Below are 26,085 nucleotides of genomic sequence, written 5' to 3' on the forward strand. Positions count from 1 at the left end.
AGCAAAAAGCCTGCTTTAAAAGCAGGCTTTTCAAATTTGGCTCCTCTGACTGGACTCGAACCAGTGACATACGGATTAACAGTCCGCCGTTCTACCGACTGAACTACAGAGGAATCGTGTGAACGGGGCGCATATTATCGACCTGCGTTCACCTTGTCAAAGGGTGGATCGCCGCCTTTCGATCGTTTGCTGACAAAATCGGCAAAGTGATGTTTTTGGCAGCGGAATGCACCGTCATGGTGCGGGTATACCCCTAATGGGGCAGATCATAAACTGCTGTTTCGGTAATTAAATCCCCCTCTGTAATTAGGATTCCTTATTTTCAGACGCTTAGCGAACAATTCAGACCGCCTGGTAAAAGTGGCATTCATATTGCAAAACCTGTTCAACAACGACAGCCGGTTCCGGCACAGCATTTCGAACAGGGGGCAAAATGAACTTAAGACGACTGAAATACTTCGTAAAAATCGTCGATATCGGCAGCCTGACTCAAGCGGCAGAAGTGCTGCATATCGCGCAGCCTGCGCTGAGCCAGCAGGTGGCTACTCTGGAAGGCGAGATGGATCAGCAATTGTTGATCCGCACCAAACGCGGCGTCACGCCAACGGAAGCCGGTAAGATCCTGTATACCCATGCGCGCACCATTCTTCGCCAGTGTGAACAGGCGCAGCTGGCGGTGAATAACGTGGGTCAGACCCTGAGCGGGCACGTTTCTATCGGCCTGGCGCCGGGAACGGCCGCGTCCTCAATTACCATGCCGTTGCTGCAGGCCGTTCGCGCTGAGCTGCCTGAAGTGCTGGTATACCTGCATGAAAACAGCGGTTCCGTACTGAATGACAAACTGCTCAGCGGCCAGCTGGATATGGCGGTCCTTTACGATCGCTCACCGGTCGCCGGCATCACCAGTCAGCCGCTGCTGAAAGAAGATCTCTACCTCGTAGGGACCCGTGACTGTCCGGGCCAGAGCGTAGACCTTGCCGCCGTGGCAGAGATGAACCTCTATCTGCCGCGCGACTACAGTGCCGTGCGCGTGCGCGTGGACGAAGCGTTCTCCCTGCGCCGCCTGACGGCCAAAATCATCGGCGAAATCGACTCGATCTCCACGCTGACCGCAGCCATTGCCAGCGGCATGGGGGTGACCGTTCTGCCAGAATCCGCAGCCCGCTCGCTGTGCAGTGCGGCAAACGGCTGGATGGCGCGGATCACCACGCCTTCGATGAGCCTGCCGCTGTCGCTGAACATGTCCGCACGCGGTTCGCTGTCGCCACAGGCGCAGGCGGTAAAAGAGATTTTGATGTCGCTGGTCAGCAAGCCATCGCTTGAGAACCGTGAACTCCAGCTCGTGAGCTGATATTCCATAAAAGCATAAGATGCTGGTTTTTATTATTTGTTCTGCAGCTCGGCTGACTCTAACAATAGAGCTATGTCAGATGCGCCGGAGTGAATCGTGAATTTCCAGCAACTTAAAATTATCCGTGAGGCGGCCAGGCGGGACTACAACCTGACCGAGGTCGCCAATATGCTTTATACCTCTCAGTCCGGCGTCAGCCGCCATATCCGCGAGCTGGAAGAGGAACTGGGCATAGAGATCTTTATCCGTCGCGGCAAGCGGCTGCTCGGCATGACGGAGCCGGGTAAGGCTTTGCTAACCATCGCTGAGCGGATCCTCAACGAGGCCAGCAACGTGCGTCGCCTGGCGGATCTCTTCACCAATGACGCCTCGGGCGTGCTCACCATCGCCACCACCCACACCCAGGCGCGCTACAGCCTGCCGCCGGTGATTAAAGCGTTCCGCGAACTTTTCCCTGACGTCCGTCTGGAGCTTATCCAGGGCACGCCGCAGGAAATTGAAGTGCTGCTGCAAAACGGTGGGGCGGATATTGGCATTGCCAGCGAACGCCTGAGCAACGACCCGCTGCTGGTGGCGTTCCCCTGGTTCCGCTGGTACCACAGCTTATTACTTCCGGTCGATCATCCGCTGAATCAGGTCTCTCCCCTGACGCTGGAAGACGTTGCCAAATGGCCGTTGATCACATACCGCCAGGGCATAACCGGACGTTCGCGCATAGACGAGGCCTTCAACCGCAAAGGGCTAACGCCGGACGTGGTGCTGAGCGCGCAGGATTCTGATGTGATTAAAACCTACGTCGAGCTGGGTCTGGGCATTGGCCTGGTGGCGGAACAGTCCAGCGGAGAACGCGAGGACGGGAACCTGGTGCGTCTTGATACGCGTCATTTGTTTGACGCCAATACCGTATGGCTTGGCCTGAAGCGCGGGCAGCTGCAGCGCAACTATGTGTGGCGTTTTATCGAGCTGTGCAATGCCGGGCTGTCGGTGGATGAGATTAAACGTCAGGTGATGGAGCCGGAAGAAGTGGCGATTGATTATCAGATTTAAGTGTTGGCTTGCCCGGTGGCGAGTGCTTACCGGGCTCATCACTTAACTGAAAGGGTATTTTCTGAAGACCGCCTGTGATTCGAATGATTCGGCAAACGCCTGAATCTCTCTAAAATCCGCTGTGTTAACGACGTTCGGGATCATCGACTGAATAAACGTCCAGACAACCGTGCTCGTGACGGCAACCTGCTCGGGAGTTGCGGTCGCCGGACGCGTCTCCAGTAAGGCATTCCATTCCCTGCAGGCCGCCAGCAGCTGAATTGTAATGCGCTCGACCCATATAGCGTGCTGCTTTTCCACCGGGCGCTGGTTGTGTTCATACACATTTTGCACCGCTTTTTCAGCGGCGGCGAGGATAAAGCCCAGCGCCTGAAGATCCTTTGCCAGCGCATCCGGCGCGACGGGCAGGAGTTTCCGCTCGGGGGCAGCCTGAGCCTCAAAATAGTTCAGTATCAGCGAGGAGTCCATCAGCCGTATTCCGTTATCCAGAACCAGCGTCGGGGCTTTTACCGCGGGGTTGATCCGGGAGAACGCGTCGAAGGTGCTAAAGACTGACAGCGGCTGGCTTTCAAACTCAACGCCATAAAGCTCAAGGGAGATCGCCACGCGCCGTACATAAGGTGAATCCATCATGCCAACAAGCTTAATCATCGTTCCCGTTTTCCTGTCTCTGTGAAATAACGCGTCATTGAAGAGGATGACCAGACATTACAATACAATTTGCATGGCGAATATCTTCAGTATCTTACCGTAAGGGTTAGTATTACTGACATATGGTCAGGTTGCCGCTGTATATTCAGCACAGATAAGGAAGTGCTTTCATGTCGGATTTTCCACCCATTGCCAGTTTGCGAAGCTTTGAAGCCGTCGCCCGTCTTGGCAGCGTGACGCTGGCGGCGAAAGAACTCCACGTTACCCATTCCGCTATCAGTCAGCAGATCAAAGTGCTGGAGGAGATGGTGGGCGTAAAGCTGTTTATCCGTCAGGGGCGAGGAGTGCAGATCAACGAAGAAGGGCGGCTCTATGCCTTACAGGTACGCGAGGCGTTGAACCACATCGCGGATGCTACCCGACTCGTACAGGTGAAGCCGAGAAAGCAGGAGCTGACGCTGGCGATGGTGCCGTCATTTGGATGCCACTGGTTATTACCGCGTCTGGCTCGTTTTCGGGCGAAATATCCGCTTATTACCCTGCGAATCCAGGCCAGCCTGACGGTCACCAGCCTGCAGCAGGAAGGGATAGACATCGCGATACGGATGGGGCAGGGGAACTGGGAAGGGAGTGAAAGCCATTACCTTTTTTCCGACGAACTCATTGTGGTGGCCGCACCGGGCTATAACGACGGTGTGCTGCCCGCTACGCTGGCTGAGATTGCAAAGAGTCATATTATTTTCTCTATGGAGTCGTGGAAAACGTGGTGCATGAATGCGGGTCTTGAGAAAGAGATCGTGCCTGACGGTTTATGCATTAACGACTCCAATATCATTATCGAAGCCGTTCGGCTCGGGAAAGGTATCGCGCTGGAGCGCCGCTCTCTGGTTCAGGATGCCATCACCCGAGGTGAACTGGTCCAGCTAACCTCCATCACCGCACCTTATCCCTGGCCTTACTGGTTGGTAACGGCGCAGTCAACGGAGGCGAAGCCGGAGGTGACACTCTTTAAGGCATGGCTGGAGGAGGAAGTGGCGGCCTGGCGGCGAGCGGTGAGTGCTGTGGAAAGTAACCAACCCTAATGAGCGAATCAGGGGCTGGGAGGGAGTGACTTATTATTGGAATTAGGGACATGCTGCTGCATCAATTCAACGATCCAATCAATAAAAACGCGCAGTCTGGCGTTGACATGGCGGTTCGGCGGAAATGCCAGGTACAGAGGCATTGGCTTAATCCGCCATTGTTCAAATAGCGGAATCAAGGAGCCACAAGCCTGATGTGCTGCCGCCATATAGGCGGGTAGCGCAATCACGCCTAACCCGGCTAACCCAGCTTCGAGGTAAGCATTGCCATCATCCACGGCAAGTACATAGCTGCCCTTGATTTCAATATGTTCATTCTCACCGTGCAGTACCAGAGGATCAATCTTACCGGTGCGTGAGGACAAGAATCCCACTATGTGATGGTCGGTGTTTTCCAGCTCACGCGGGTGCGCAGGGGCGCCGAGGCGTTCCACATAACTAGGGGCGACGTAAACACCGATTTGCAAATCGCCGACATGGCGTGCGATCAGGGACTGGTCGTTGATTTCGCCGCCCCGCAGGACGCAATCCACATTGTCACCGATCAGATCCACCACCCGGTCGCTCACGCCCATGTCGAACTGGATATCAGGGTAGCGTGCATGAAAAGCCGGTAGCGCGGGCACCAGAACAAAGCGGGCAAGAGGAGTGGGCACATCTATCCGCAGGCGTCCCCTGGGGGTCATCGTCGCACTGGACAGGCTGTTTTCAGCATCCTCCATGTCCGCCAGCAGGCGGATGACGCGCTCGTAGTAGACCGCGCCATCAGGAGTCACACCGAGCCTGCGGGTAGTGCGATGGAGCAGCCTGACGCGCAGGCGCGCTTCCAGTTGCTGAATAAGCTGCGTCACCGTGGTTTTGCTCATATGAAGCGTTTGGGCAGCCTTTGTGAAACTGCCTGCTTCCACCACGCGAGCAAAGGCGCGCATCGCATCGAAACGATCCATCCCTTGTCCTCTCTTTTCACCGATTGTTTGGATATTACAAACAATGATGGACAAAGTCGCTTGTTTATCCGTCCGATGTGGCGCCTGTAAAGTGTCTTTATATTCACCGGGCAGATTTCGCCCCATTGCAAAGGTACAGACATGACAACACGCGAAGCCGTTTTTCCCTTCGGACGCCAGGCGCTTTATGAGCGCAATCGGTATTCACCCGCCATTAAATCTAACGGCTTCCTGTTTGTTTCGGGGCAGGTGGGTAGCCGGGAGGATGGTTCGCCTGAAGAGGATCTCAACGCGCAGGTCCGGCTGGCATTCGAAAACCTTAATGCTGTTCTGACGGCTGCGGGCTGCACGTTCAGTGACGTGGTTGACGTGACCCTCTTTGTCGTCGATCCCGAGTCAAACCTCGACGCTATCTGGAGTATCCTGCCAGAATATTGGGGGGAAGCGCCTTACCCGACGTTGACGGGGATCGGCGTGACGTGGCTGTACGGATTCCAGTTTGAGATTAAGGTGATTGCCCGGCTGCCCACGAGTCATGATAAGACAGAGGTAAATTGATGAAAGCAGCGGTTTATGACGTGGAAGGCGCTCCCGGCGTCCTGCGATATATCGATGTCCCGGATCCGGTCGCAGGGCCTGACGATGTCCTGATTTCTGTCGAGGCTATCTCGATTGAAGGGGGAGATTTGATCAACCGCCGCTCAACTCCGCCGCCTGGCCCTTCATGGGTCGTCGGCTACGCGGCCGCGGGCACAGTGGTTGCCGTTGGATCGAAAGTCCGTAGCCGTAAGGTTGGAGACAGAGTGGCTGCTTTTAGCATGCAGGGATCGCATGCGGAACGTTGGGCTGTGCCGGCGGAACGTACCTGGCTTATACCGGATGGGGTGGATGCAGCAGACGCGGCGGTGGTACCGATCTCTTTTGGAACCGCGCATCATTGCCTTTTCACACGAGGGATGCTCCGGCATGGAGAAACCGTCCTGATTCAGGCAGCGGCGGGGGGCGTGGGGCTCGCGGCCGTTCAGCTTGCCTCACAGGCAGGCGCGACGGTCATCGCCGTGGCAAGCGGAACGCAGCGAATAAACCGGCTGCTGGAACTTGGCGCCGATCACGTCGTGGATCGTGCAAAGAATAACGTTGTGGACAGTGTCCGACAGTTCACCCATGGCACCGGTGTTGACCTCGTCATCGATCCGGTAGGGACGACGTTGCCAGCTTCGCTTTCTGCACTCGCTCCGGAAGGACGTCTCGTCTTCGTCGGTAATGCGGGCGGCGGTAGCCTGACCGTCGACCTGTGGCCGCCAATGCAGTCTAACCAGACGCTCATGGGGGTATTTATGGGGCCTCTTTTTGAAAGGCCTGGCGTTCGGAAAAGCGTGGACGACATGTTGCAGGCTGTGGCTGCAGGGCACATCAGGGTTGTCACTGACCGTGTCTTCCCCCTGGCTAACGCCGCTGCGGCCCATGAATACGCTGAGACAGCGAAACCGCTTGGTCGTATCGTTATGAAGCCATGAACGGGGGACCTCATCATGACTTCGTAATTCTTCTGATGTGGAGGAGAAAAATAAAAAAGCCTGCTTCAAAAGCAGGCTTTTCAAATTTGTCTCATCAGACTGGGAGCATTCAATGAGTCTGTTATTCCAGCCGCAACCTCTCCCTAAGCTCCCTCACCAGCGATGCATCATCCAGCTCTGCACTGATCTCATGACGAATCGCATTAGTGAACTGTTTACTGCGCTCGCAGCTATGGTGATAACCATGAGATAGCCAGTTCCAACTCCCGAGAACAATGTAGCGGCCATCGATCATCATTACCTTTTCATGTGTCCCTTCCGTCAACCGGATAATATTCTCTTTTCCTAGTTGTTCGCGGTACTCGGCAACCAGAGTCTCATCATTATCTTCCGCACGATCCATGCACTGGTGATAGTAGCCGTAATAAACTTTAACCCTGACACCACGCCGCTGCGTGGCTACCAACTGCGCCAGCTCCGGCCTCTGATAATTCTTACCTCCTCGACGGATCCACGGAGCGATGATAACCAGCTCCTGTTCACACTGGCTGGCCAGAGCGCTAAATGCGGCAATATGTTCGCAGTCGCGATAATAACGCTGTAGACGGGGAGTCTGGCTTAGACTGGCAAAATTCGGATGCTGGCTACCCTGTTCAAGCAGGAAGCTTTCGGCAACGCTATCTGCAAGGACTTTCAGGTATCCACCTGCTTGCCGCAATCGATGATGGTTACCTACGACGATAAATTGCTGCTTTGCGCGTGAAACCACGACATTCAGCATGTTTGGTGCGTCGTTTTGAAAATTCGGATTATCAAGAGGATGAAAAATAACAGGACTATAAATGATGACCTCAAAGCCTACGCCCTGAAACTGATGCACTGTACCAATGCAGTTTTTCTGCCAGTGATTCATTCGTTGCGCAAGACGTTTAATCAACAATGACTTCTGATTGCTATAGGGAGTGACGATACCAACATCGGCAGTCAGATCGTAACCAGCTTCTTCCAGCTTATCCAGCAATAGCTCGATAGCATCAACTTCATCCAGATTAGTGTTAACCGTATCGCCTTTCTGGCCTTCTACGCTGTAGAACATCAAATGATGCCCGCCTGATTTCTCAAACGCGCTGGCAATACGGCTGGAAGGGGGGGCAGTTTCCACGCTGACGCCATGGTAGTTCGCCAGTCGGATGAAAAGGTCGGCAATAGGTTGCTGGCACCGGCGATGCTCATCGAGAATGATGCCATTACCCGTATCGTCTACCTTGCCGGAAAGCGTACCAGCAGCACGGTGCCAGCCCGTGACGCTTGCAGGTGAAACACGCTCATACAACGTATTGTTGCTGGCGAAATGACGCTCACGCAACTGTGTTTGCATGTTTTCTGACAGGTTTCTAATGGGTTCAATTTGCAGAGGATCGCCAACAATCATCGCTTTCTCACTGCGACTCAAAAGGGGCACAAGGGATTCAAGCGAAATCATGCCCGCTTCGTCGCACAGTGCCAGGTGCCATGGTTTATGCCCCTTGAGTTCATCGAGCTTACGATAACCAGCAACCTTCCACGCGGAAACCAGCGTGGTCGCCATTACCGGATATACAAGAGACAGTGCGCGATAGAAATCATCTAGCTTATCCAGCCAGCGATAGTAGCCCGCACTGCGACGCTTACTCATCAGGGCCCGCCAGTGGGTCAGCACCTCTTCAAGCTCAATTTTCCGTTTCAGTTGTTCCTGCCAGAGATAACCGATAGCGGCTTCGAACATTTCCCGGTGTTGCCTGATAAAGCGTTTACGCAAAATGTCGCACCAGTTACCTTCCGGATAACGCTGTTGATACTGTGCCGTTAGCTGTTGCGCCCGGATAACCTGACGCCATTGTGCCTGCAATTCTTCTACTTCAGTATTAAGAATCAGCAGGTCAACTTCCTGTTGAGCTTCGGGTTCCGCATGCAGGAGCAGCGCCAGTAGCGCCAGGCTATCTACCTGCTGTGAAAGCATTTCCCCAGCATCAGCCAGAGCAGCCAGCTGACGATGGGGAAGGGAAGAAAGCCTGAATTTGAGAAAGTCCTCCGGTGCAGCCAGGCTCATCTGTTGCAACCTTGCTGGATATTTCCTCTCGAAAAAACGAGCCAGATAACGCTTAATCCCTTTACGCGGATAGTCGCGGTAATGCAGCTCCAGGGCTGGACGTAGCGGTGAATCCATCCAGCTAAGTATCTGCTCCAGACTATGCTGCTGCGGCCATGTCGCCTGCAACGTCTGGTAAATTCTGCTGGCCTGTAGACGCTGCGTTTTTATCTCCCTAATTTCCTGCAGGCGCTGTTCTAACTGACAGGCTAAGGTATCCAGGTCGTCGGGGTGATGAAGCGAAACATCAATTCCGAGTACCTGTGCATGAGCGGCGAGCGAGGGAATTTTTTCCATGAAACGAGCTGGTAGCTCTTTTGCTAGTTGGGTGTCCAGATCACAATCCATAACAGATTGTATCGCTACTGCCTTTTCATTCAGATACGCCCGGTAACAAGCGTTCATCTCGTCACGATGCTTGAGTAAAACCGCTAAAAAATCGTGCTGCTGCTGTTGGTCATAGCTTTCCTGTCGCCAACGACCAATCAGTTTCTCAAGCCGGGTAAGCTCATGCTGAATCTGTTCGTTCGAGCCGCTATGAAACCATAACCAGTCTAGATCCTCAGTTGCAGGGTCACTGCGCAGATCGTCAATGATATTCTCCACCGCTTTTATTGCCGTGGACGTGACCAGCATGCCGAAATTCTGGTCCTTTCCTTCAGCAATCGCCAGTGCTCTGGCAACCAGTTGTTGTGCGATGAGTGACTTGAATAGCGTGGTTTTACCCGTACCAGGCGCGCCTTGTACAGCAACCAGGCGCTCATCCTGATTAATCGCCTGTATTGCCGCCATCTGCCCATGGCCCAGAGGATATTGTGTTTCAAACAAACCGCCAGTCACCACTTCGTGAATATGTGGGGCCTTCTCGTCACTGTGGATATGGCTGAGATACTGCTCCAGTAACGGGAAATCACCAACTGCGTTATTACACAGCCAGGTGAAATCTTCCGCATCACGCTTGAGGTTGTAATCCTCATTATGCAGCGGAGCCACCAGAGCATTAAACGCAGTTTCCAGCCCCTGATATTTACTGTTTGATTGCTGAGTGACCCATTTCTGAAGAGCCTTAAACGCCTCAAGGAACGTGTCATATTTACATCCCGTGAGCGCGCTAACGATACTCATCATATGACGGTTTTCACCGAGCTCATCCAGCTGAATACCAAACATTTCGCGAAAAGCGAAGGGGAATGCGCTAACAAGTTGTCCATCTTTGACGGGAACTAGCAGGGTGTTTTCGTTCTGTTCAAAAAATGATTTGGGGAAGGGGAAAGAGAACAGCGGAAGGTATTTTACATTGGCCTTACCTCGCTCGTTTTCGATACAGCGCAGTACCGGAAAAAGCAGGTTAACAGGCTCAATATGGGTAATTCTACCCTTTTCGTCATATTCGACGAAACGCTGGCGCCAGTGGTTGCGCATTTCAGGCGTAACACGGAGTATTACCCCGCTCTGGTTTTCTTCACAGTTATTTATACCGAGCATGAGTTGTTGGTGCTCATGCACCTTGCTGGCCGGTATTTTACTCTTTTCTGCGCCACTGAATTTCACATAATCATGCCACGCTGAAAGGATATCTTTAGACGAGTTTTGCATCATGCTAAAAGAGCCTTAACCTGAGTATCTCCCTGAAATTAATGGTTAGAGAATAACACAGAGGCAGATATTTTAACCCTACCAAAGGGGGCATCTTTGTATGGAAATACAATATGAGTAACAGCGGCTAATATGTTTTCCAGTTTTACTGAGAGGAATTAGCGTTCAAACAACTGGAACGCATTCTTATGGTGCTGCAAATGAAGGGCCTGCCTGACGAGAGGCTATCTTGAGCTAGCGTGGGAATAATGAAAAGCAAAAAGCCTGCTTTAAAAGCAGGCTTTTCAAATTTGGCTCCTCTGACTGGACTCGAACCAGTGACATACGGATTAACAGTCCGCCGTTCTACCGACTGAACTACAGAGGAATCGTGTGAACGAGGCGCATAGTAGCGACCTCGGTACGCCTTGTCAAAGGGTGAAAACGCACTTTTCGTTCGTTTGCCGACAATTTCAGCAAATCGCTGATTTTATGGCAAATTCGCGTTGAAATTACACAACAAAATGCGCCGCCCGCAGGCGGCGCGCAGGATCAGAACAGAACGGAGTAGTTCAGACCAAACGTCCGTCCGCGGCCTTTGTAGGTATACAGACCCGGTGCACCGTAGGTTGGGCTATACAGCCCCGGTGCGCGCTGGCCCCAGGCGGTGGTGTAGTCTTTGTCCAGCAGGTTTTCCACGCTGAAGCTGACTTTACCCACCGGCAGGGCGTAGCTGCCCAGGAAGTCGACCGTGTTATAGCCATCGATCTTCTTGCCGTCGGAGTCTGACACGTCAAAAGTCTGCGTGCTCTGCACGCGCAGGGTCCAGTCGCCCGGCGCCCAGTTGACCCACGCGCTGGCTTTCGACGGGCTGGCGCTGTCGACCGTCAGCTTCTCCCATTTCCCGTTTTCGCGGGTTTCCGACTTAATGGCGTTAAAGTTCGCCCCGGTGCTCCAGTCGCTGTCGGTGAAGAAATAGTCCACCTGACCTTCCACCCCGTAGATACGACGCTTGTCGTCTTCCAGGTTGATGGTCATGTCCGTCTTGTTGATGGTGATGGTTTTATCCGAGAGTGAGTAATACGCCGCAACCTGCGTGCGCAGGTTATCCCCGGTGTAGCGCCAGCCCAGCTCATAAGCGTTGACCTTGATACCGTCCAGCTTCGAGTCGTTCACGTTGACGCTGTTCAGCAGGCGATAGTGACCGTTGCTGAGCTGATAGGTCCCGGAGCCGTAGTACTTCGCCAGGTCCGGAATTTCGAAGCCCTGGGAGAAGTTAAACCATACCTGCTGCTGTTCGGTCAGGCGACCGAGGATCCCGGCGTTAAACAGGAAGTTGTTGTAATCGGTTTTCCCGCCCGGCACCGCGTCGGCGGAGGTCGCTTTCCCGGTGGCGATGGCCTGCTGCTGGGTGTAACCGACAAAGTCGTCCACCTTGTTCTCGGTGTACTGGTAGCGCACGCCGCCGCTCAGGGTGATGGCGTCAATATCGTAGCTGGCCTGCAGGAACGGGGCGAGGTTGGTGATGCTGTAGCCCGGGTAGCGGCCCACGTTGTAGGCGTTATCCAGCTCCATGCCGCCGCTCGCTGCAGCTTTGCTCAGGTTAAAGAACTGCTGGTTGGCGTCGAAGGTTTCGTGGTCGGCATCCATACCCCAGGTCAGCGTTAAATCGTCCACGGGCTTGCTGTTTAGCGTCAGCTTGCCGCCGTAGAAATCTGTTTTCTGCTGCGACGCGCCGATGCTGCTCACCACGCCTTTGGTCAGGGTCGGGAACGGATAGTAGGTCAGGCTCTCGTCGCGATAGTAAATCTGCGCGACCAGATCCTGGCCCCAGAAGTCGGTATTGGAGTACTGCAGGTTGATCAGATGGCGCTCGGTACCCGGCACGCGGTCAGAATCGAGGTTACCTTTGTTGTAGGCGGTCGCATCCCCCGTTACCGCCGAGAAGTTCTTCCCGAGATACAGCCCATGCTTGCCGTCGGACTCGCTCTTGTAGTACTGCGTCGTCAGCTGCAGCTGCTGGTGATCGTCAATATTGATGGTGCCTGTTCCCATCACATCGATACGGTCGGAATACTGGAGGCCGGTCTGGGTGTTATCAATGATTACCTCGTCGCCGTTGCCGTCATACCAGCCGCCGTAACGCTGATACGACACCGACAGACGACCGGAAGCGTTGTCGTTGCCCCCGCTGACCGCTGCCGACACGTTCTCATCATGGTCGTTGTGGCTGTTGAACCCGCTTTTAGCACCCGTCTGGAACTCGACTTCGGTCTCAGGCTGGCCCTTTTTGGTGACGATGTTCACCAGGCCGCCGGTGCTGCCGCCGCCGTAGAGTGAGGTGGCACCGGAGATGACTTCGATACGGTCAATGTTGAACGGATCGATAGAGTCGAGCTGGCGGCTGTCGCTGCGGGACGAGTTCAGGCGCACGCCGTCCACCATCACCATCATGGAGCGGCCGCGCAGGTTCATGCCGTAGTTGGTACGCCCCTGGCTGCTGACGTCCATGCCCGGGATCAGCTGCGCCAGCACTTCTTTGATCTCTTTTCCGCCCTGAACCTGCTGCTCAATTTCAGCCCGCTCAATGACCCAGGTGGTCTGCGCCATCTCCGCCACGCTGCGGTGCGCGCGGCTGGCGGAGACCACGATATTTTCTTCCTTTTGTTCTTCCGCCCACGCAGAGGTAGAAAGCATTGCAAGCAAACAAGGATTTAAAACCCAAAGATGAGAACGTTTCATTGTTATATTGACCCTGATTGTGTGTGTCAGTACTCGGTGGTTTTTGCTAATGATTTAAAAACCTGACTGTTCTCCGGGCTGGTGGTGCTTCGCCAGTGGATAACGCCAGGAGTGGTGGCCAGCTCAAACGGCTCGTCGGCGTGCGCGCGATTCAGAATTCGCGCTGCGCGCCAGGCCATCAGGCTGAGCTGGGGTTCGGCAATGCCGAGACGGTGCATCCCGGCATTCACGGCGAACAGGCGGTTGCTCTGCGGACCGTCCCATTCGAGAGTGAAATCGTTGTTAATGCAGAAGGCTTCGTCTGAATCCAGATGCAGACGGTGAGACAGCGGCGCCAGGAACGCGGGCTGCACGGCGCGATAGCCGGTGGCGAAGATCGTCACGTCGCTCTCCAGCTGCTCGCGGCCGCCGTCGAGGTGGTGCTGAATGTTCAGACGATGCCCGTTTTCCTGGCGCGTCAGGGACGTCACCGAGCGGGACGGCAGGAGATGCGCCCAGGGTTTTTCACGCAGCACTTCGAAGCGGTGATACATGGCGCGGTAAATCGCCAGCAGGGACTCGGTGGTGATACCGTCGGAGGTCATCTTCTGCTCGTGCAGCATCTGACGACGGGCCTCTTCACCCAGCGTGGAGAAGCTGTCCACGTACTCCGGCGTGAAATACTCGTTAGCAAAGGCGGCTTCATCCAGCGCGTTGTAGTTGTTGCGGCGCGAGACCCAGTTCAGGCTCAGCGGCTGGCCCCATTCACCGCGGAAAATATTCAGGAACAGGTCGGCGCCGCTCTGGCCGCCGCCGACGACGGTGACGCGCTTGCCCGTAAGATCCGGCGTGCGCAGCATCATCTCGCTGGCGTGGAAGCAGGTATCGTCCTGCGTCGTGACGCAGTCGGGCAGGTTGATCTGTTTGCCAATCCCCACGCAGACGTGCCGCGCCAGGAAGCGGTCGCGCTGGGTCACCACCTCAAACAGGCCGTTTTTCTCATCAAGGCTCACCTGCTGCACCTGCTGGCTAAATGACAGGTTAGTGAGGTTTTCCGCCGCCCAGCACAGATAGTCCGCAAACTCCTCGCGGGAAACGGTGCGCTGCTCGGTGGTCAGGAAGCGGTAGAATTTTTTGCGCTGCACCAGGTAGTTCAGGAAGCTGTGGCGGTTGGTCGGCTCCACGGCGCTGACCAGATCCTTCAGGAAGCTGGTCTGCATGTGGCAGTCCGGCACCATCATGCCGGGGTGCCAGGAGAAGTGCGGTTTACGCTCAAGAAACAGCGAGCTAAAGCCGTCCAGCCCTTCCGCCAGCGCGGCGATGCTGAGGTTAAACGGGCCAATACCAATGCCGATGAAATCATAGGTTTTCATTGCGCTGACTCCCGGGAGGCCAGAAAAAGAGGGTTATCAAGGTCGGTAACGTAGTTCGGCAGCATGCGGCTGCCGCCGTCGTGTTCGGAGAAGGTCAGTTTGACCGGGTTGAGGATCACGCGAATAATCTGCGGCTTAAACAGGTCGAACGTCGCGAAGCGCTCAGCAAGCTCGGGGTGCGCGGCCATATAGCGGTGCAGCACTCCGGCGAGGATCTGATAGAAACGCGTTTCGCTGACGCCGCTTTGCAGCGTGAGGCGCGAGATAAAGCGCAGCACCGTCACAAAGTTGCCGGTTTGCAGGTCGTGAATAATGTAATCCGCACTCAGGCGCGCCGTGACGGCCTTCACCTGCTCCGGCAGGCTCTGGGCCTGCGGGAAATCCTCATCCACCAGGCGCATATCGCCCTGGAAATCTTTCAGCAGGATGCGCTGCGGGACGTAGTCCTTCATCACCAGCGTCACGTTCTGGCCGTGGGCGATCAGCGCCACGCCGTAGCGGCAGAGCAGGTGATAGAACGGGATCACCGATGCCTCAAACAGCTTTTCCAGCCACGCGTCAGCGCTTAGCCCGGAACGGTTGATCCACGCGTCGATCAGCGCACACCCGTCGTTATCGGTTTCCATCAGCGCCGCCAGCAGCACCGCCTGTTCGCCGTCCTGCAGATAGCAGGACGGGTTCTCGCGCCAGATCACCCCCAGCATCTCCTGATAGCGATAGGGCGCTTTCGGCAGCGCTGCATAGCCCGGATGCGACAGGTATCCGGCGGCGGGTTCGCCAAGCACCTGCGCGCCAGAGCGGACAAGCGTGGCGTCGCTGGCGAACTGCTGCTGTAGCCAGCGCGAGGCCAGCGGTCCGGCGGCAATGTACTTGCCCGGAATACCGCGATAGCAGGATGTGTTGTAGATGGTCAGCGGGAGCTTGATGTCAAACGGCGCGCGACGGCTGGCGTTGGTGAGCGTGCGCAGAGACTGCTGCGCCAGGTACTCATCGCCAAACTCGCCCAGCTCAACCATCTCACCGCGCGCCAGCTGCGCCAGGAAATGAATGGCGATCTTCTGCTGCCACTGCCACGGGTGCAGCGGCACGGGCAGCCAGCCGTCGTCAAGACCCAGCGCCTGCCAGAGGGCGTCAAAGCGGGCGCACTCGGCCTCGTCCATGGCGCTAGCCAGCAGGGTGCTGATATCGCAATCGCCGTCGCTGCTCCAGACCAGATGCTCCCGCTGAACGGCAACCCAGTGCAGACGAAAACGTCCGCGATACTCAGGCGCGTACTGACGCAGCGCGTCCAGACCCCAGCCGCGGCGGCCTTTGTTGAAAATAAACTTCGGGTGACCGCGCATCAGACACTGTAATTCGTCCGGGTCGAGGTGGATCAGCGCGTCCGCGTCCAGCGCTTCACGCGCCTGCAGCAGCTGCATGTCGCCGCGCAGCGTGGCGTAGAGATCTTCCATGTGCTCTGCCGTTTGCGCGTCGCTCATCTCCAGCACCGCAGCCAGCTGCAGCAGCGCGCTTTCCGCTTCGATGGCATCGCCGCTGGCGGTGGTCAGGCTGTCCGGGTCGATATGCAGCCAGCCCCAGATCCCGCGCGTGGCGCGAAACTGCCAGGACTCGTTGCCCATAGTGATGCGCCAGGCGTCAGACTCAAGCGGCTCGGCGCGCAGGGTGCGTTCATACTCCAGCTCGGCGAGGATCTTCGCCACCATCTCGCGGTTCACTTTTTCCCAGAGCGCGTTCACAGGCCCACCTCGCTGAAGAAGCGGTGACGCTGGCTCATGATGAGGCGCGAGCGTTTATGCGGGAAGTCGAACTCCTTCACCGTGTCGAAACCGGCGGAGGCCAGATGGCGGAACAGGCGCTGGTTGTCGAAGCGCGGCTCGGCGACGATGCGCGTGGTGCGCGGTTCATCGAGATACAGATAGTGGCTTAACCCGCGCAGCCAGCTGCGAATGTACTGCGCGCCGCGCCAGTTCTCTTCGCCCACCAGCATGTGCAGGCCGCGGTCAAACGGCTGCCAGCGGTAGTGGCGGCCAATGCGGTCTTCCGCGGCCCAGTAGAGCTCAAAATAGCCGAACGGCTGGTCGTCGAAGCAGCCGATAACCGGGTAACAGTAGGTCGAGTCAAGCTGACGACGCAGGTAGCTTTCCTGCTCGGCCTGCGGGCCCGCCATCTCCCAGAAGGCGTTCACGCGCGGGTTGTTCATCCAGCGGGTAAAGCGCTCGCCGTCCAGCGCCACGTCGGCGACGCGGAAGCTGAGGGTGCGCTTAATTTGCGGATCGTAACGGCGGTACACTTCGCCCTGCGGGCGGTGAGGGCGCAGCGGGAAGTACAGCTGACGGCTCTCGTCAAACTGCATGCCGCCGCTCGCCTGATGCCGTTCGCCTTTCAGCCACAGCGGCAACTGCCAGAAGGCGTCACGCGCCAGATAATCCCCATGGGACAGGCCAAACAGCGCCTGCGTCTGGGGTTCATCCTGCCAGTCCGCCCAGGGTAACGTAATGCCGGTCAGCGCGGGGGCGGCCACAAACAGCTGATCCAGGGCTTCCACCAGCCAGCCGTCCGGGATCCACTTCAGACGCTCCAGCACCGCGCTGCCGTCGAGACCCAACGCCAGCGGCAGGGTGCGATCCGTGGCGGTGCAGTGAAAGCCGTAGCCGGAATGGACGATATTCGCGATAGCCATCACGCCTTCTCCTTGTAGAACGGGTTGCTAAAGTCGAAATAGATCACCGCCGGATCGGCGATGGTGTTTTCATTGCGATCGTGCAGGTAGCAGAAGAAGTTGCCTTTGCAGTTCCAGGTCGGGCTGTCTAGCACGTAGTCGAGGCAGCGGGTCTGCTTCGCCGTGCGGCGCAGTTCCGCCAGCGCGTCGCGCACCCGGGACATCAGGCTCTCCTCGCTGTCAAAACCGGCGGCAGCAAGGGCGGCGGTAACGGCAAGGGTAGAGTTCAGCAGCAGGTAGTAAGGGAAGTAGCGCAGCAGCTGGCTCTCGCCAAAGCGGTTTTCCACCTCCGTTTCGCCAGCCTCTTTCAGCCACGCGTCGGCGCTTTCGGTCCACGCGCTGCCCTGGCAGTCGCGATAGATCAGCCCGACCGGGAAATCCTGCTGCATCTCAACGAGGATATTTTGCTGGTGCGCCAGCAGGACCAGACCGTAGTCCGCTTCGGCGCTGAACAGCGGAAGCAATACGCGGTCGCAGTAGGCGTCCAGCCAGCAGCGGGCGGCCTGGGCGAGCGGTAAATCAAGACGCTGACTCAGACGGCGCACCGCCGCGGCGAGCAGGCTGTCACCGCCGTCCGGCGCGGCCTGCGTCAGGCTCACCAGCACGTTGGTCTGGGTGTCTGGCGTATCGAACAGCAGATTAACGCGCAGTGCCATCAGGCTCTCTTCCTGAATGACGCCGCTGTCATCGCGCAGTCCCGCCCAGCCGTCTTCCTGCATCACGCGCATGGTCGGGTAGCGCGCCTGTAAATCCTGCCAGCGTTCCGTTTTCGCAAGGCGCGCCAGGCGCATGCCGCGCTTAACTTCCTTCACCGACAGCGTGCGCACGGAGTTCGTCAGGCGCACGCTGAGGGAGAACTTAATCATGTCGCTGTTGGTCTCGCTGTACAGCGAGCGGGAGGAGCTGGTGGGCAGCCACTGTGCGCCCGCTTCACCCAGATCCTGCAGTGAACCGTCTTCCGCCAGACGCTGGCACCACTCCTGCTCCAGCAGATAGTCGGCCTGCCACGGATGCATCGGCAGCAGCCAGCGGGTGTCCGTGAAGTGGCCGAGCAGCTCGGGCGCGCTCTGGGCCGCGAAGCGCAGCAGACGCTCACGCAGGGAGACGTTCAGGCTGTCGCCGGCAACGAGCGTGCTCTCAACGGCAAACCAGCGCAGCGGGAAGCGGGAGGCGAAATCGGGCAGATAGCGACGCGCCTCGGTTTCGTTGAACGGCTCGTGCGACTTCGGTGCCGGGTGAAACGCATGGCCGACCAGCAGCGCCTGTTCCGCTTCGGCAAACGTCAGCGGCTTATCGCGCAGGGTTGCCCAGCCGTGGCGCAGATCTATCGCCTGCCAGGTGTGCACATGGCTTTCGAGAACGCGCTGCTTAAAACGCGCCAGCGTATTGGCATCCAGCGAGCCTTTTACGGACGGTTTTTCAAGAATTAAATCAACCAGTTGACCGAATGTGACGGCGTCACCGTTATCACTATTGCTCTGAATAAGCGTTGCCGGGAAACGGTACTGATGATGCTGGGTGGGAGAGAAATAGCGTACCGGCACCCGAAGCGCCCGGGTTTGGGAAAGCGGGATATGGATCTCAGATAGCGCATCCGCATCGGTAGCGGGGAGATAGCGCCAGTCCTTCGTTTCGCGCAACAGGGCGTTTAAAAAACACTGGGCTGCAACGTCTGTACCGGCGGCGCGGAGCAGAGCACGCATAGATGTACCTCATTCCATGATTGATAATGATTCTCGTTATGATATTCATTCTGTTTACAGTCGCAACCATTTTTGCAATATTTGTTTTCATAAACTTCATAATTTCCACACATTTATTGACACTATGTTCACATTCTCATGCGCACTGACTCTGAAATATTGACCGAAAACGTCACCTCAAAAGCTAACTGGCCCCTGGCGCTATCTGCGGGTTTACTGGGCATCGGTCAAAACGGCCTGCTGGTGATGCTCCCGCAGCTGGTCACCCAGACCGGGCTGTCGCTCTCGGTCTGGGCCGGACTGTTGATGTTTGGATCCATGCTCTTTTTACCGGCATCGCCCTGGTGGGGACGCCAGAGCGAGCGGAAGGGGTGTAAGTCCGTCATGCTGGCCTCGCTAAGCGGCTATCTGGCCAGTTTTGCCGTGATGGCGCTGGTGGTCTGGGCGATGGCGGCCGGAAGGCTGGATACGGTCTGGGGGCTGGCGGGGCTTATATTCTCGCGCCTGCTCTACGGACTAACGGTCTCGGGGCTGGTGCCTGCGGCCCAGACGTGGGCGATTCAGCGTGCAGGGCTGGAGAAAAGAATGGCGGCGCTGGCGACGATAAGCTCCGGCCTCAGCTGCGGGCGTTTGCTCGGCCCACCGCTGGCGGCGCTGATGCTCAGCGTTAATCCGGTGGCGCCGCTCTGGCTGATGGCGGTTGCGCCGCTTATCGCTCTGCTGCTGGTGCTTCGCGAAGTCGCTGACCCGCCGCTGCCGCCGGTAGCCCACCAGGCAACCCGCCTGCAGGCCTCCATGCTGCCGTTCCTGCTGCTGGCGCTGCTGCTGGCGGCGCTGGTGAGCCTGATGCAGATTGGCCTGTCACCGCATCTTAGCCCGTTGCTGGACGGTAACGCCCGGGAGATCAGCCATCATGTCGCGCTCCTGCTGAGCCTGGCCGCGCTGGCCACGCTCGCGGCGCAGTTTCTGGTGGTCCGCCCGCAGCATTTCAGCCCGGTGACGTTGCTCTGTATCGCGGCGGTGCTGATGGTGGCCGGGCTTGGGCTGATGTCTGTCTCCGGTTTAGCGTTGTTCTACGTAGGGATTGTTATCACGTCACTCGGGGCGGCGATGGCCACGCCGGGCTACCAGCTTCTGCTGAACGATCGGCTGACGACGGGGAAAGGCGCGGGCGTCATCGCCACCAGCCACACGTTAGGCTACGGCGTCAGCGCGCTGCTGGTGCCGGTCGTGACGCGCTTTTACGGGGAGCAGGCTTTAACGGTGGCCGCATGGGGAATGGCGGTGCTGTTTTTAGCCCTGAGCATAGGGGTATGGTCAACCGAGCGTACCCCTGCTGAAAAAGCTTAATGAACCTGGCGGGAGGAATGCCCGCCAGACGCCTCATTCTGCCGCAGGCGCTGGAGCGGATCCTGCTGATAAAACTGGCAGAAACGTTGCCACAGGGCCGGGAAACGGGGTGCGAAAAGCTCTGGTGCGCTGAAGAAATACTCGGAGAGCACCGCGAAGCACTCAGCGGGGTCGGTTGCCGCATAGGCGTCAATGCTGGCCGCGCTCTCGCCCACAAGGTCTATTTCATCCTGAATGTTATCCATCGCCGCGTGGAGGTCGTGCTCCCATCCCGCGACCTCGCGAAGCGGGATCAGCGGAACGCCGCTGGCGCGATCGCCGTTGCGGGTATCCAGCTTGTGCGCCACCTCATGGATAATCAGATTAAAACCGGAGGCGTCGAACGAGTCCTGAATATCGAGCCAGTTGAGGATTATCGGCCCTTGCTGCCAGCTTTGTCCGGACTGCACCACGCGCTGGTTATGCACCAGCCCGATGTCGTCCTGCCATTCGTCATCCACCACGAACGGCGCGGGATAGATAAGCACTTCGTGGAAACCGTCCAGCCACTCAATGCCGAGTGCAAGCACCGGCAGACAGAACAGCAGGGCGATGCGGGCGTTTTTCAGAGGATCGAGTTCAAACCCCTGCAGTGGCACCAGGCGTTTTTGCTGCAAAAAACGATCCGCCAGTTGAACCAGTTTCGATTGTTCATCCGGGGTTAGATTAGCCAGAACAGGGATCGTCAGCGCGTCATCCCATGGCAGCGCCACATCCCGGCCAGCCTCATTCGTTTTCCAGGGCCACTTTATCATCGCTTTGCTCGCAAACTCGTCATTTGAACAAAAATGGGAAAGTCAGGTTCGGTTAAGATGCCAGAAAATCGCTCACTGCGACAAATCCAGCCTGAATAAACTATCATTTCGTACGTAGCGGTGGGTAGCGGTTTGCGGGCATCACCTTCATTTTGTGAAGTCTGTCGTGGCCTTTATCCGCAGGTGGGGTGAATTAATCAGTGCGGTATTGAAAAGATGAGCGATTTCAAAGGTAACAAGCAGGACCTGCCCAGCCGACTGTGTGTGCACTGCCAGCGGCCCATGACGTGGCGCAAGAAATGGGCGAAATGCTGGAATGAGGTTAAATACTGTTCTGAGCGTTGCCGCAGGAGCCACCGTTGACCGAGCTGCGTCTGATCCTGGGCGATCAGCTTAATCCGCATCACAGCTGGTTTGATACCTGCAGTTCGAACGTCATTTACGTGATGCTGGAACTCCGGGCAGAAACCGCCTACGTGCTTCATCACGCCCAGAAAGTTATCGCTATCTTCGCCGCCATGCGCGCGTTTGCCTCTGCATTAAAGGAGAAGGGGCATCGGGTGAGGTATGTCCGACTCTCCGACGGCTCAAACCGCGGCGCGCTGGAAGACAATCTCAACGCGCTTGTCGCGCATTACGGCGCTGGCAGAGTGACATGGCAGGAGCCCGACGAATGGCGTCTTGATACGCAGCTGCAGGCGTGGGCGAAAACGGTCTCCGTTGAAACGGCCTGCGTCAGCAGCGAGCATTTTTTCACCACTCGGGAACAGGTCAGCGCGTTCTTTGCGTCACGCAAAAGCTGGCGAATGGAGTACTTTTACCGGGAAATGCGTCGTCAGCACGGCGTACTGCTGACCTCAGCAGGCGAGCCGGAAGGGGGGAAATGGAATTTCGATGCTGAAAACCGCAAGCGCTGGTCCGGCGAGCCTCCCGCGCCGGTGGACGCGCGTCCCTGCCACGATCGTTCCGCCTTATGGGCTGAGATCCAACGCTGCGGCGTAAAGACCTTCGGCGAACCGCAGGCCGACAATTTTCGCTGGCCGCTCAACCGTGCGGAAGCCAAAGCCAGGCTGGATGATTTTATCGCGCACGTGCTCCCGCAGTTTGGAAACTGGCAGGATGCGATGCACGCGGAGAAACCTTTTCTTTTCCACTCGTTAATTTCATTTGCGCTGAACGCTAAAATGCTGAATCCGCGGGAAGTGGTCGCGGCCGCCCAGCAGGCGTGGCGTTCGGGCCACGCGCCGCTGCCTGCCGTAGAAGGGTTTATCCGACAAATTCTCGGCTGGCGGGAGTATGTGCGCGGGATCTACTGGTCGCAGATGCCGGGCTATCGGGAGCTTAATGCCTTAGATCAGCATGCCCCGCTGCCGGACTGGTTCTGGACGGGCAAGACGCAGATGCGCTGCCTGGCGCATGCCGTTGGGCAGTCGCTCACCGAGGCTTACGCCCACCATATCCAGCGCCTGATGGTCATTGGCAACTTTAGCCTGCTCAGCGGCCTGTCGCCGCAGGCGGTCCATGAATGGTATCTGGGAGTCTATATTGATGCCTTTGAATGGGTGGAGCTGCCCAACACCCTCGGCATGAGCCAGTTTGGCGATGGCGGGTTACTCGCGAGTAAACCCTACGTCTCGAGCGCGTCATATATTCATAAGATGAGTAATTACTGTCAGGGGTGCCGGTATCAACACAACCAGCGTACCGGAGAGCAGGCCTGCCCCTTCAATGCCCTTTACTGGGACTTCTTTGCGCGCAATAAGGCGCGTCTCGGTAACAATCCCCGCCTGGGCATTGTCTTTAAACAGCTAGCGGACATGACGGAAGAGGATCGGCAGTCCATTGCAGACCGCGCCGGGTACGTCCGCCTGCATCTCAACGACCTCTGAGCGGTATTTCAACGCCTGGGCGGTTGCGGCAGGTCAATAAGACGCTATTATTTTTGACTTTGTTGCGTATTCCCTGACAGGACATCCAGACGCTATGCCCGTGAATTTTGACCTTAACGATCTTTATGCTTTCAGAGCGTTAGTGGAATACGGTAACTTCCGTGTCGCCGCTGAATCTATCTGTTTATCCCAGTCGGCGCTGAGCCGCAGGATTGAAAAGCTGGAAGCCGCGCTGGGAAACAGGCTGTTCGATCGCACCACCCGCCGCGTGGCGCTGACGCTCTACGGACAAAACTTTGCCGAGCGCTCCGCGCAGCTGCTCGACAGCGTTGAGTCAATGCTCGCGGATGTCGATAAGGCCAGCGAAGAGCGGACGGGGCTGATCTCGGTTGCCACGGTCCCTTCCGCGGCCTGTTACTTTATGCCTGACGTGATCCGGCGTTTTCAGTCCCGCTATCCGCGCGTTCGCATTAAGCTCATCGACAGCAGCGCGGGCAATGTGATTGACGCCGTGGCCCGCAGCCAGGCGGATTTTGGTATCTGCTTTGCAGGAAACCTGCCGTCTGAAATCGAATTTTTCCCGCTGGTGGAGGATGTCTATGTGGCGGCGTGCAGAAAGGATCATCCGCTGGCGCAGAAGAGTCACCTGAGCTGGAAGGCGTTTTACCAGCAGGATTATATTTCCCTCGATAAAACGTCAGGCAACCGTAACCTGCTCGATCGGATGCTGGGGGATATTGTTCCCGAGCGCCCCAGCGTCTGTGAAACACGCCACGTCACCACGATGCTCGGTATGGTAGAGGCGGGGATCGGCATCGCTGCCGTCCCCGCCATGTCGATGCCGACTTCAGAGCACACGCTGCTGACGCATCTGCCGCTGGTGGCGCCGGAAGTGAAACGCACCGTGGGGCTTATCCGGCGCCGGGGGCGCATCCAGTCTTACATTGCGGCTGAACTGGAAAAGCAGATCACCGAGCAGTATCGCCGGACGTAACGGGGATCATCCCCGTCTCCGTGATGACGGCCCTTGAGGGCGGTGAGGCAAGATAGGTCAACAGCGCTTTCCCCTCCTCGGGATGTTCTGCATGGCGGGTAACCGCGCCCGCGAAGCGCGTGATGTATTGCAGACTATCAGGGATTTTGCCGACAAAGGTGACGCCCTGAACCGGCAGCAGTTCGCTGACCTGCTGGAAGCCCACGGCGTATTTTCCTTTCGCCACTTCTGAGGCGACCGGAATACGCTCGACCTTTGTCGCTTTACCCGCCACCTCTTTTTCTATTCCCAACTTTTTGAATAATGCCTGGCTGACGTACCTGCCGCTGGCGCTGTCAGAGTAGGCGATGGAGCTGGCCTGCAGCAGCGTTTCACGCAGTTTCGCGTCGCTGCTGATATCCGGTACTTTCGCTCCTTTTTTTACCACCATGCCAACGGGAGAATCCGCGAGTTCCGTTCGCGAACCCGGCTGGGTCTGGCCGGCTTTTTCGAGCTTCTCCAGCGCATCGCCCACCATAATCACCACGTCGGCCTTCTCGCCGCGCGCCAGTCGGTTTGGGATCGCCTGCGGCGTATTGCCCATTGAGGGGCCGGGGATGATCACAATTTTATCCCCGGTCCGGTGTTCATATTCCGGGGCCAGCTTTTCAAGGGCGGCTTTAAAACCGCCTGAGATCATCACCTTCACGTCCTGGGCAAAGGCATTGACGCTCAGGAACGTCAGCGCCAGCGCGCTGGCGGTATAGCGATAAGTGCGTTTCATACTGCCCCCTCTGACTTGACGGTGTTTTGCAGCGATACCGCGCGGCGGCGGTAGAGGTAGAGCGTTGCCAGCAGGGCACATACCGCAGCGAAGCTCATCCAGTAGCCCGGCGAGGCTTTGTCACCGGTGTATTCAATCAGCGCGGTGGACATGACCGGGGTAAAGCCGCCAAAGACCGCTGTTGCCAGGCTGTAAGCCAGCGAGAAGCCCGCCACGCGCACTTCAGCCGGCATAATTTCCGTCAGAGCCGGGATCATTGCGCCGTTATAGAGGCCGTAGAGGAAGGAGAGCCACAGCAGCACGCTCAGCATCATCGAGAAGCTGGGCGCGCTCGCCAGCAGCGTCAGGGCCGGGTAGCTGGTCGCCAGCGCCAGCAGGGTCATGGCAATCAGCACCGGCTTGCGCCCGAAACGGTCCGACAGGGCACCGCCCACCGGCAGCCAGATGAAGTTAGAGATCGCCACCAGCAGCGTGACCAGCAGGCTGTCCGAGGCGCTCAGCATCAGCACCTTTTTGCCAAAGGTGGGGGCGTAGACGGTGATCAGATAGAACGCGGTGGTGGTCATCGCCACCATCAGCATGCCCGCGACCACCACCTGCCAGTTGCCAAGCAGCGTTTTAAAGACCTGACGCATCTCCAGATGATGGCGGCGCGCGCTGAACTCTTCCGTTTCCTCCAGCTTGCGGCGCAGGAAAAAGATAAACGGCACGATTAAACAGCCGAACAGGAACGGGATGCGCCAGCCCCATTCGCGAATAGCGCTCTCCTCCATCAGGGCATTCAGGGCAAAGCCCATCGCCGCGGCGACCATAATGGCGACCTGCTGGCTACCGGACTGCCAGCTGGTGTAAAAGCCCTTGCGGCCCGGCGTGGCGATTTCAGCCAGATAAACTGAGACGCCTCCAAGCTCGGCACCGGCGGAAAAACCCTGCAGCAGACGCCCCGTCAACACCAGCAGCGGCGCCCACAGGCCGATGCTTTGATAAGAGGGGATAAGCACAATCAGGAATGTCCCCGCCGCCATGATGGACAGCGTGACAATCAGCCCCTTTCTGCGCCCCACCTTGTCGATATACGCGCCAAGCACGATTGCACCGATTGGACGCATTAAAAAGCCCGCGCCGAAGACGGCGAAGGTCATCATCAGCGACGCAAATTCACTGCTCGCCGGGAAGAACGTGTGGGCGATGTAGGTGGCATAAAAGCCGAACAGAAAGAAATCGAACTGCTCAAGAAAGTTGCCGGACGTGACGCGAAGTATCGCGCCCGCCTTCGAACGTACGGTTGCAGGTGAGGTTGAGGAAAACATGGTTATCTCCAGTTTATTGTTGACGTTTTACGCGTCTGTTTTGAAAACTGGATCAGGAAGGGAAAATTAATAAGCGCAAATTGTACATAAGCTGATGCGTGACATGCATCAATGTTAAGTGGTGCAACTGGATAGTTTTTATTTACAATAACTTAACATCTGTTTAAT

General features: G+C 57.1%; 20 protein-coding genes, 2 tRNA genes and 1 pseudogene. 10 read left to right on the forward strand and 13 right to left on the reverse strand.

Annotated features, from left to right (window positions below; genetic code table 11):
* Positions 1 to 37 precede the first annotated feature (37 nt).
* Positions 38 to 113 (reverse strand) — tRNA-Asn (locus AC0TN7_RS03750).
* 320 nt (positions 114 to 433) lie between these two features.
* Between AC0TN7_RS03750 and nac the strand changes: the two genes are divergently transcribed.
* Positions 434 to 1,351, forward strand: a complete 918-nt coding sequence (gene nac, locus AC0TN7_RS03755; RefSeq protein WP_024908060.1) for a nitrogen assimilation transcriptional regulator NAC — start codon at positions 434 to 436, stop codon at positions 1,349 to 1,351.
* A gap of 96 nt (positions 1,352 to 1,447) precedes the next feature.
* Positions 1,448 to 2,398 (forward strand): HTH-type transcriptional regulator Cbl, encoded by a 951-nt coding sequence (gene cbl / locus AC0TN7_RS03760; RefSeq protein WP_023336219.1) that lies wholly within the window; start codon positions 1,448 to 1,450, stop codon positions 2,396 to 2,398.
* 42 nt (positions 2,399 to 2,440) lie between these two features.
* On the opposite strand, the gene AC0TN7_RS03765 is transcribed toward cbl, so the two are convergent.
* Positions 2,441 to 3,049, reverse strand: a complete 609-nt coding sequence (locus AC0TN7_RS03765) for a glutathione S-transferase family protein (protein WP_473701845.1) — start codon at positions 3,047 to 3,049, stop codon at positions 2,441 to 2,443.
* A gap of 170 nt (positions 3,050 to 3,219) precedes the next feature.
* Here AC0TN7_RS03765 and AC0TN7_RS03770 point away from each other — a divergent pair, with 170 nt between their 5' ends.
* Positions 3,220 to 4,131: a LysR substrate-binding domain-containing protein gene (locus AC0TN7_RS03770; RefSeq protein WP_473701846.1), complete on the forward strand. Its 912-nt coding sequence runs from the start codon at positions 3,220 to 3,222 to the stop codon at positions 4,129 to 4,131.
* Positions 4,132 to 4,139: 8 nt separating this feature from the next.
* On the opposite strand, the gene AC0TN7_RS03775 is transcribed toward AC0TN7_RS03770, so the two are convergent.
* Complete coding sequence (locus tag AC0TN7_RS03775) at positions 4,140 to 5,078, reverse strand: LysR family transcriptional regulator (protein ID WP_473701847.1); 939 nt, start codon at positions 5,076 to 5,078, stop codon at positions 4,140 to 4,142.
* Positions 5,079 to 5,219: 141 nt separating this feature from the next.
* On the opposite strand from AC0TN7_RS03775, the gene AC0TN7_RS03780 reads away from it, so the two are divergent.
* From AC0TN7_RS03780 to AC0TN7_RS03790, 3 genes and pseudogenes are all read left to right on the forward strand, one after another.
* A complete protein-coding gene (locus tag AC0TN7_RS03780; RefSeq protein WP_090419673.1) occupies positions 5,220 to 5,636 on the forward strand; it encodes a RidA family protein in 417 nt (138 codons plus the stop codon).
* Positions 5,636 to 5,944 (forward strand): annotated as a pseudogene (locus tag AC0TN7_RS03785) (alcohol dehydrogenase catalytic domain-containing protein); the annotation flags it as partial. The gene AC0TN7_RS03780 and the pseudogene AC0TN7_RS03785, both read left to right, overlap by 1 nt.
* A 90-nt stretch (positions 5,945 to 6,034) precedes the next feature.
* Positions 6,035 to 6,595 (forward strand): quinone oxidoreductase family protein, encoded by a 561-nt coding sequence (locus tag AC0TN7_RS03790; RefSeq protein WP_473701885.1) that lies wholly within the window; start codon positions 6,035 to 6,037, stop codon positions 6,593 to 6,595.
* Positions 6,596 to 6,716: 121 nt separating this feature from the next.
* Here the strand turns inward: AC0TN7_RS03790 and AC0TN7_RS03795 are convergent, their stop codons facing one another.
* From AC0TN7_RS03795 to AC0TN7_RS03825, 7 genes are all read right to left on the reverse strand, one after another.
* A complete protein-coding gene (locus AC0TN7_RS03795; protein ID WP_473701848.1) occupies positions 6,717 to 10,322 on the reverse strand; it encodes an AAA domain-containing protein in 3,606 nt (1,201 codons plus the stop codon).
* Positions 10,323 to 10,610: 288 nt separating this feature from the next.
* Positions 10,611 to 10,686: transfer RNA gene (locus tag AC0TN7_RS03800), tRNA-Asn, on the reverse strand.
* 164 nt (positions 10,687 to 10,850) lie between these two features.
* Complete coding sequence (locus AC0TN7_RS03805; RefSeq protein ID WP_061714827.1) at positions 10,851 to 13,040, reverse strand: TonB-dependent siderophore receptor; 2,190 nt, start codon at positions 13,038 to 13,040, stop codon at positions 10,851 to 10,853.
* A gap of 26 nt (positions 13,041 to 13,066) precedes the next feature.
* Positions 13,067 to 14,392, reverse strand: a complete 1,326-nt coding sequence (locus tag AC0TN7_RS03810) for a lysine N(6)-hydroxylase/L-ornithine N(5)-oxygenase family protein (protein WP_473701849.1) — start codon at positions 14,390 to 14,392, stop codon at positions 13,067 to 13,069.
* Positions 14,389 to 16,131 carry an aerobactin synthase IucC gene (gene iucC / locus AC0TN7_RS03815; RefSeq protein WP_473701850.1) on the reverse strand — a complete coding sequence of 581 codons (1,743 nt, stop codon included), beginning with the start codon at positions 16,129 to 16,131 and terminating at the stop codon, positions 14,389 to 14,391. Before iucC ends, AC0TN7_RS03810 begins: the two co-directional genes overlap by 4 nt.
* Positions 16,128 to 17,075, reverse strand: coding sequence for a GNAT family N-acetyltransferase (locus AC0TN7_RS03820; protein WP_473701851.1), 948 nt, complete (start codon positions 17,073 to 17,075; stop codon positions 16,128 to 16,130). Before AC0TN7_RS03820 ends, iucC begins: the two co-directional genes overlap by 4 nt.
* Positions 17,075 to 18,817 (reverse strand): IucA/IucC family protein, encoded by a 1,743-nt coding sequence (locus AC0TN7_RS03825; RefSeq protein ID WP_473701853.1) that lies wholly within the window; start codon positions 18,815 to 18,817, stop codon positions 17,075 to 17,077. Before AC0TN7_RS03825 ends, AC0TN7_RS03820 begins: the two co-directional genes overlap by 1 nt.
* Positions 18,818 to 18,955: 138 nt before the next feature.
* Here AC0TN7_RS03825 and AC0TN7_RS03830 point away from each other — a divergent pair, with 138 nt between their 5' ends.
* Positions 18,956 to 20,167: an MFS transporter gene (locus AC0TN7_RS03830; RefSeq protein WP_267217003.1), complete on the forward strand. Its 1,212-nt coding sequence runs from the start codon at positions 18,956 to 18,958 to the stop codon at positions 20,165 to 20,167.
* Here the strand turns inward: AC0TN7_RS03830 and mtfA are convergent.
* A complete protein-coding gene (gene mtfA, locus AC0TN7_RS03835; protein ID WP_126533618.1) occupies positions 20,164 to 20,961 on the reverse strand; it encodes a DgsA anti-repressor MtfA in 798 nt (265 codons plus the stop codon). The two genes, AC0TN7_RS03830 and mtfA, sit on opposite strands and share 4 nt — an antisense overlap.
* 216 nt (positions 20,962 to 21,177) lie before the next feature.
* On the opposite strand from mtfA, the gene AC0TN7_RS03840 reads away from it, so the two are divergent.
* The 3 genes from AC0TN7_RS03840 to psrA all read left to right on the forward strand — a co-directional run bounded on the left by AC0TN7_RS03840 (position 21,178) and on the right by psrA (position 23,844).
* The gene (locus AC0TN7_RS03840; RefSeq protein ID WP_071530926.1) at positions 21,178 to 21,324 is read left to right on the forward strand and encodes a DUF2256 domain-containing protein; all 147 of its coding nucleotides are present in this window, start codon (positions 21,178 to 21,180) and stop codon (positions 21,322 to 21,324) included.
* Positions 21,321 to 22,850, forward strand: a complete 1,530-nt coding sequence (locus tag AC0TN7_RS03845) for a cryptochrome/photolyase family protein (protein WP_473701854.1) — start codon at positions 21,321 to 21,323, stop codon at positions 22,848 to 22,850. Before AC0TN7_RS03840 ends, AC0TN7_RS03845 begins: the two co-directional genes overlap by 4 nt.
* A 94-nt stretch (positions 22,851 to 22,944) precedes the next feature.
* Positions 22,945 to 23,844: an L-proline-binding transcription factor PsrA gene (gene psrA, locus AC0TN7_RS03850; RefSeq protein ID WP_473701855.1), complete on the forward strand. Its 900-nt coding sequence runs from the start codon at positions 22,945 to 22,947 to the stop codon at positions 23,842 to 23,844.
* On the opposite strand, the gene AC0TN7_RS03855 is transcribed toward psrA, so the two are convergent.
* The gene (locus AC0TN7_RS03855) at positions 23,819 to 24,607 is read right to left on the reverse strand and encodes a substrate-binding domain-containing protein (protein WP_148769012.1); all 789 of its coding nucleotides are present in this window, start codon (positions 24,605 to 24,607) and stop codon (positions 23,819 to 23,821) included. The two genes, psrA and AC0TN7_RS03855, sit on opposite strands and share 26 nt — an antisense overlap.
* Positions 24,604 to 25,917, reverse strand: a complete 1,314-nt coding sequence (tcuC, locus tag AC0TN7_RS03860; protein WP_048990635.1) for an MFS transporter — start codon at positions 25,915 to 25,917, stop codon at positions 24,604 to 24,606. The genes AC0TN7_RS03855 and tcuC overlap by 4 nt, the downstream gene beginning before the upstream one ends.
* Positions 25,918 to 26,085 lie beyond the last annotated feature (168 nt).

This window comes from Enterobacter sp. PL_is511, from assembly GCF_055816065.1.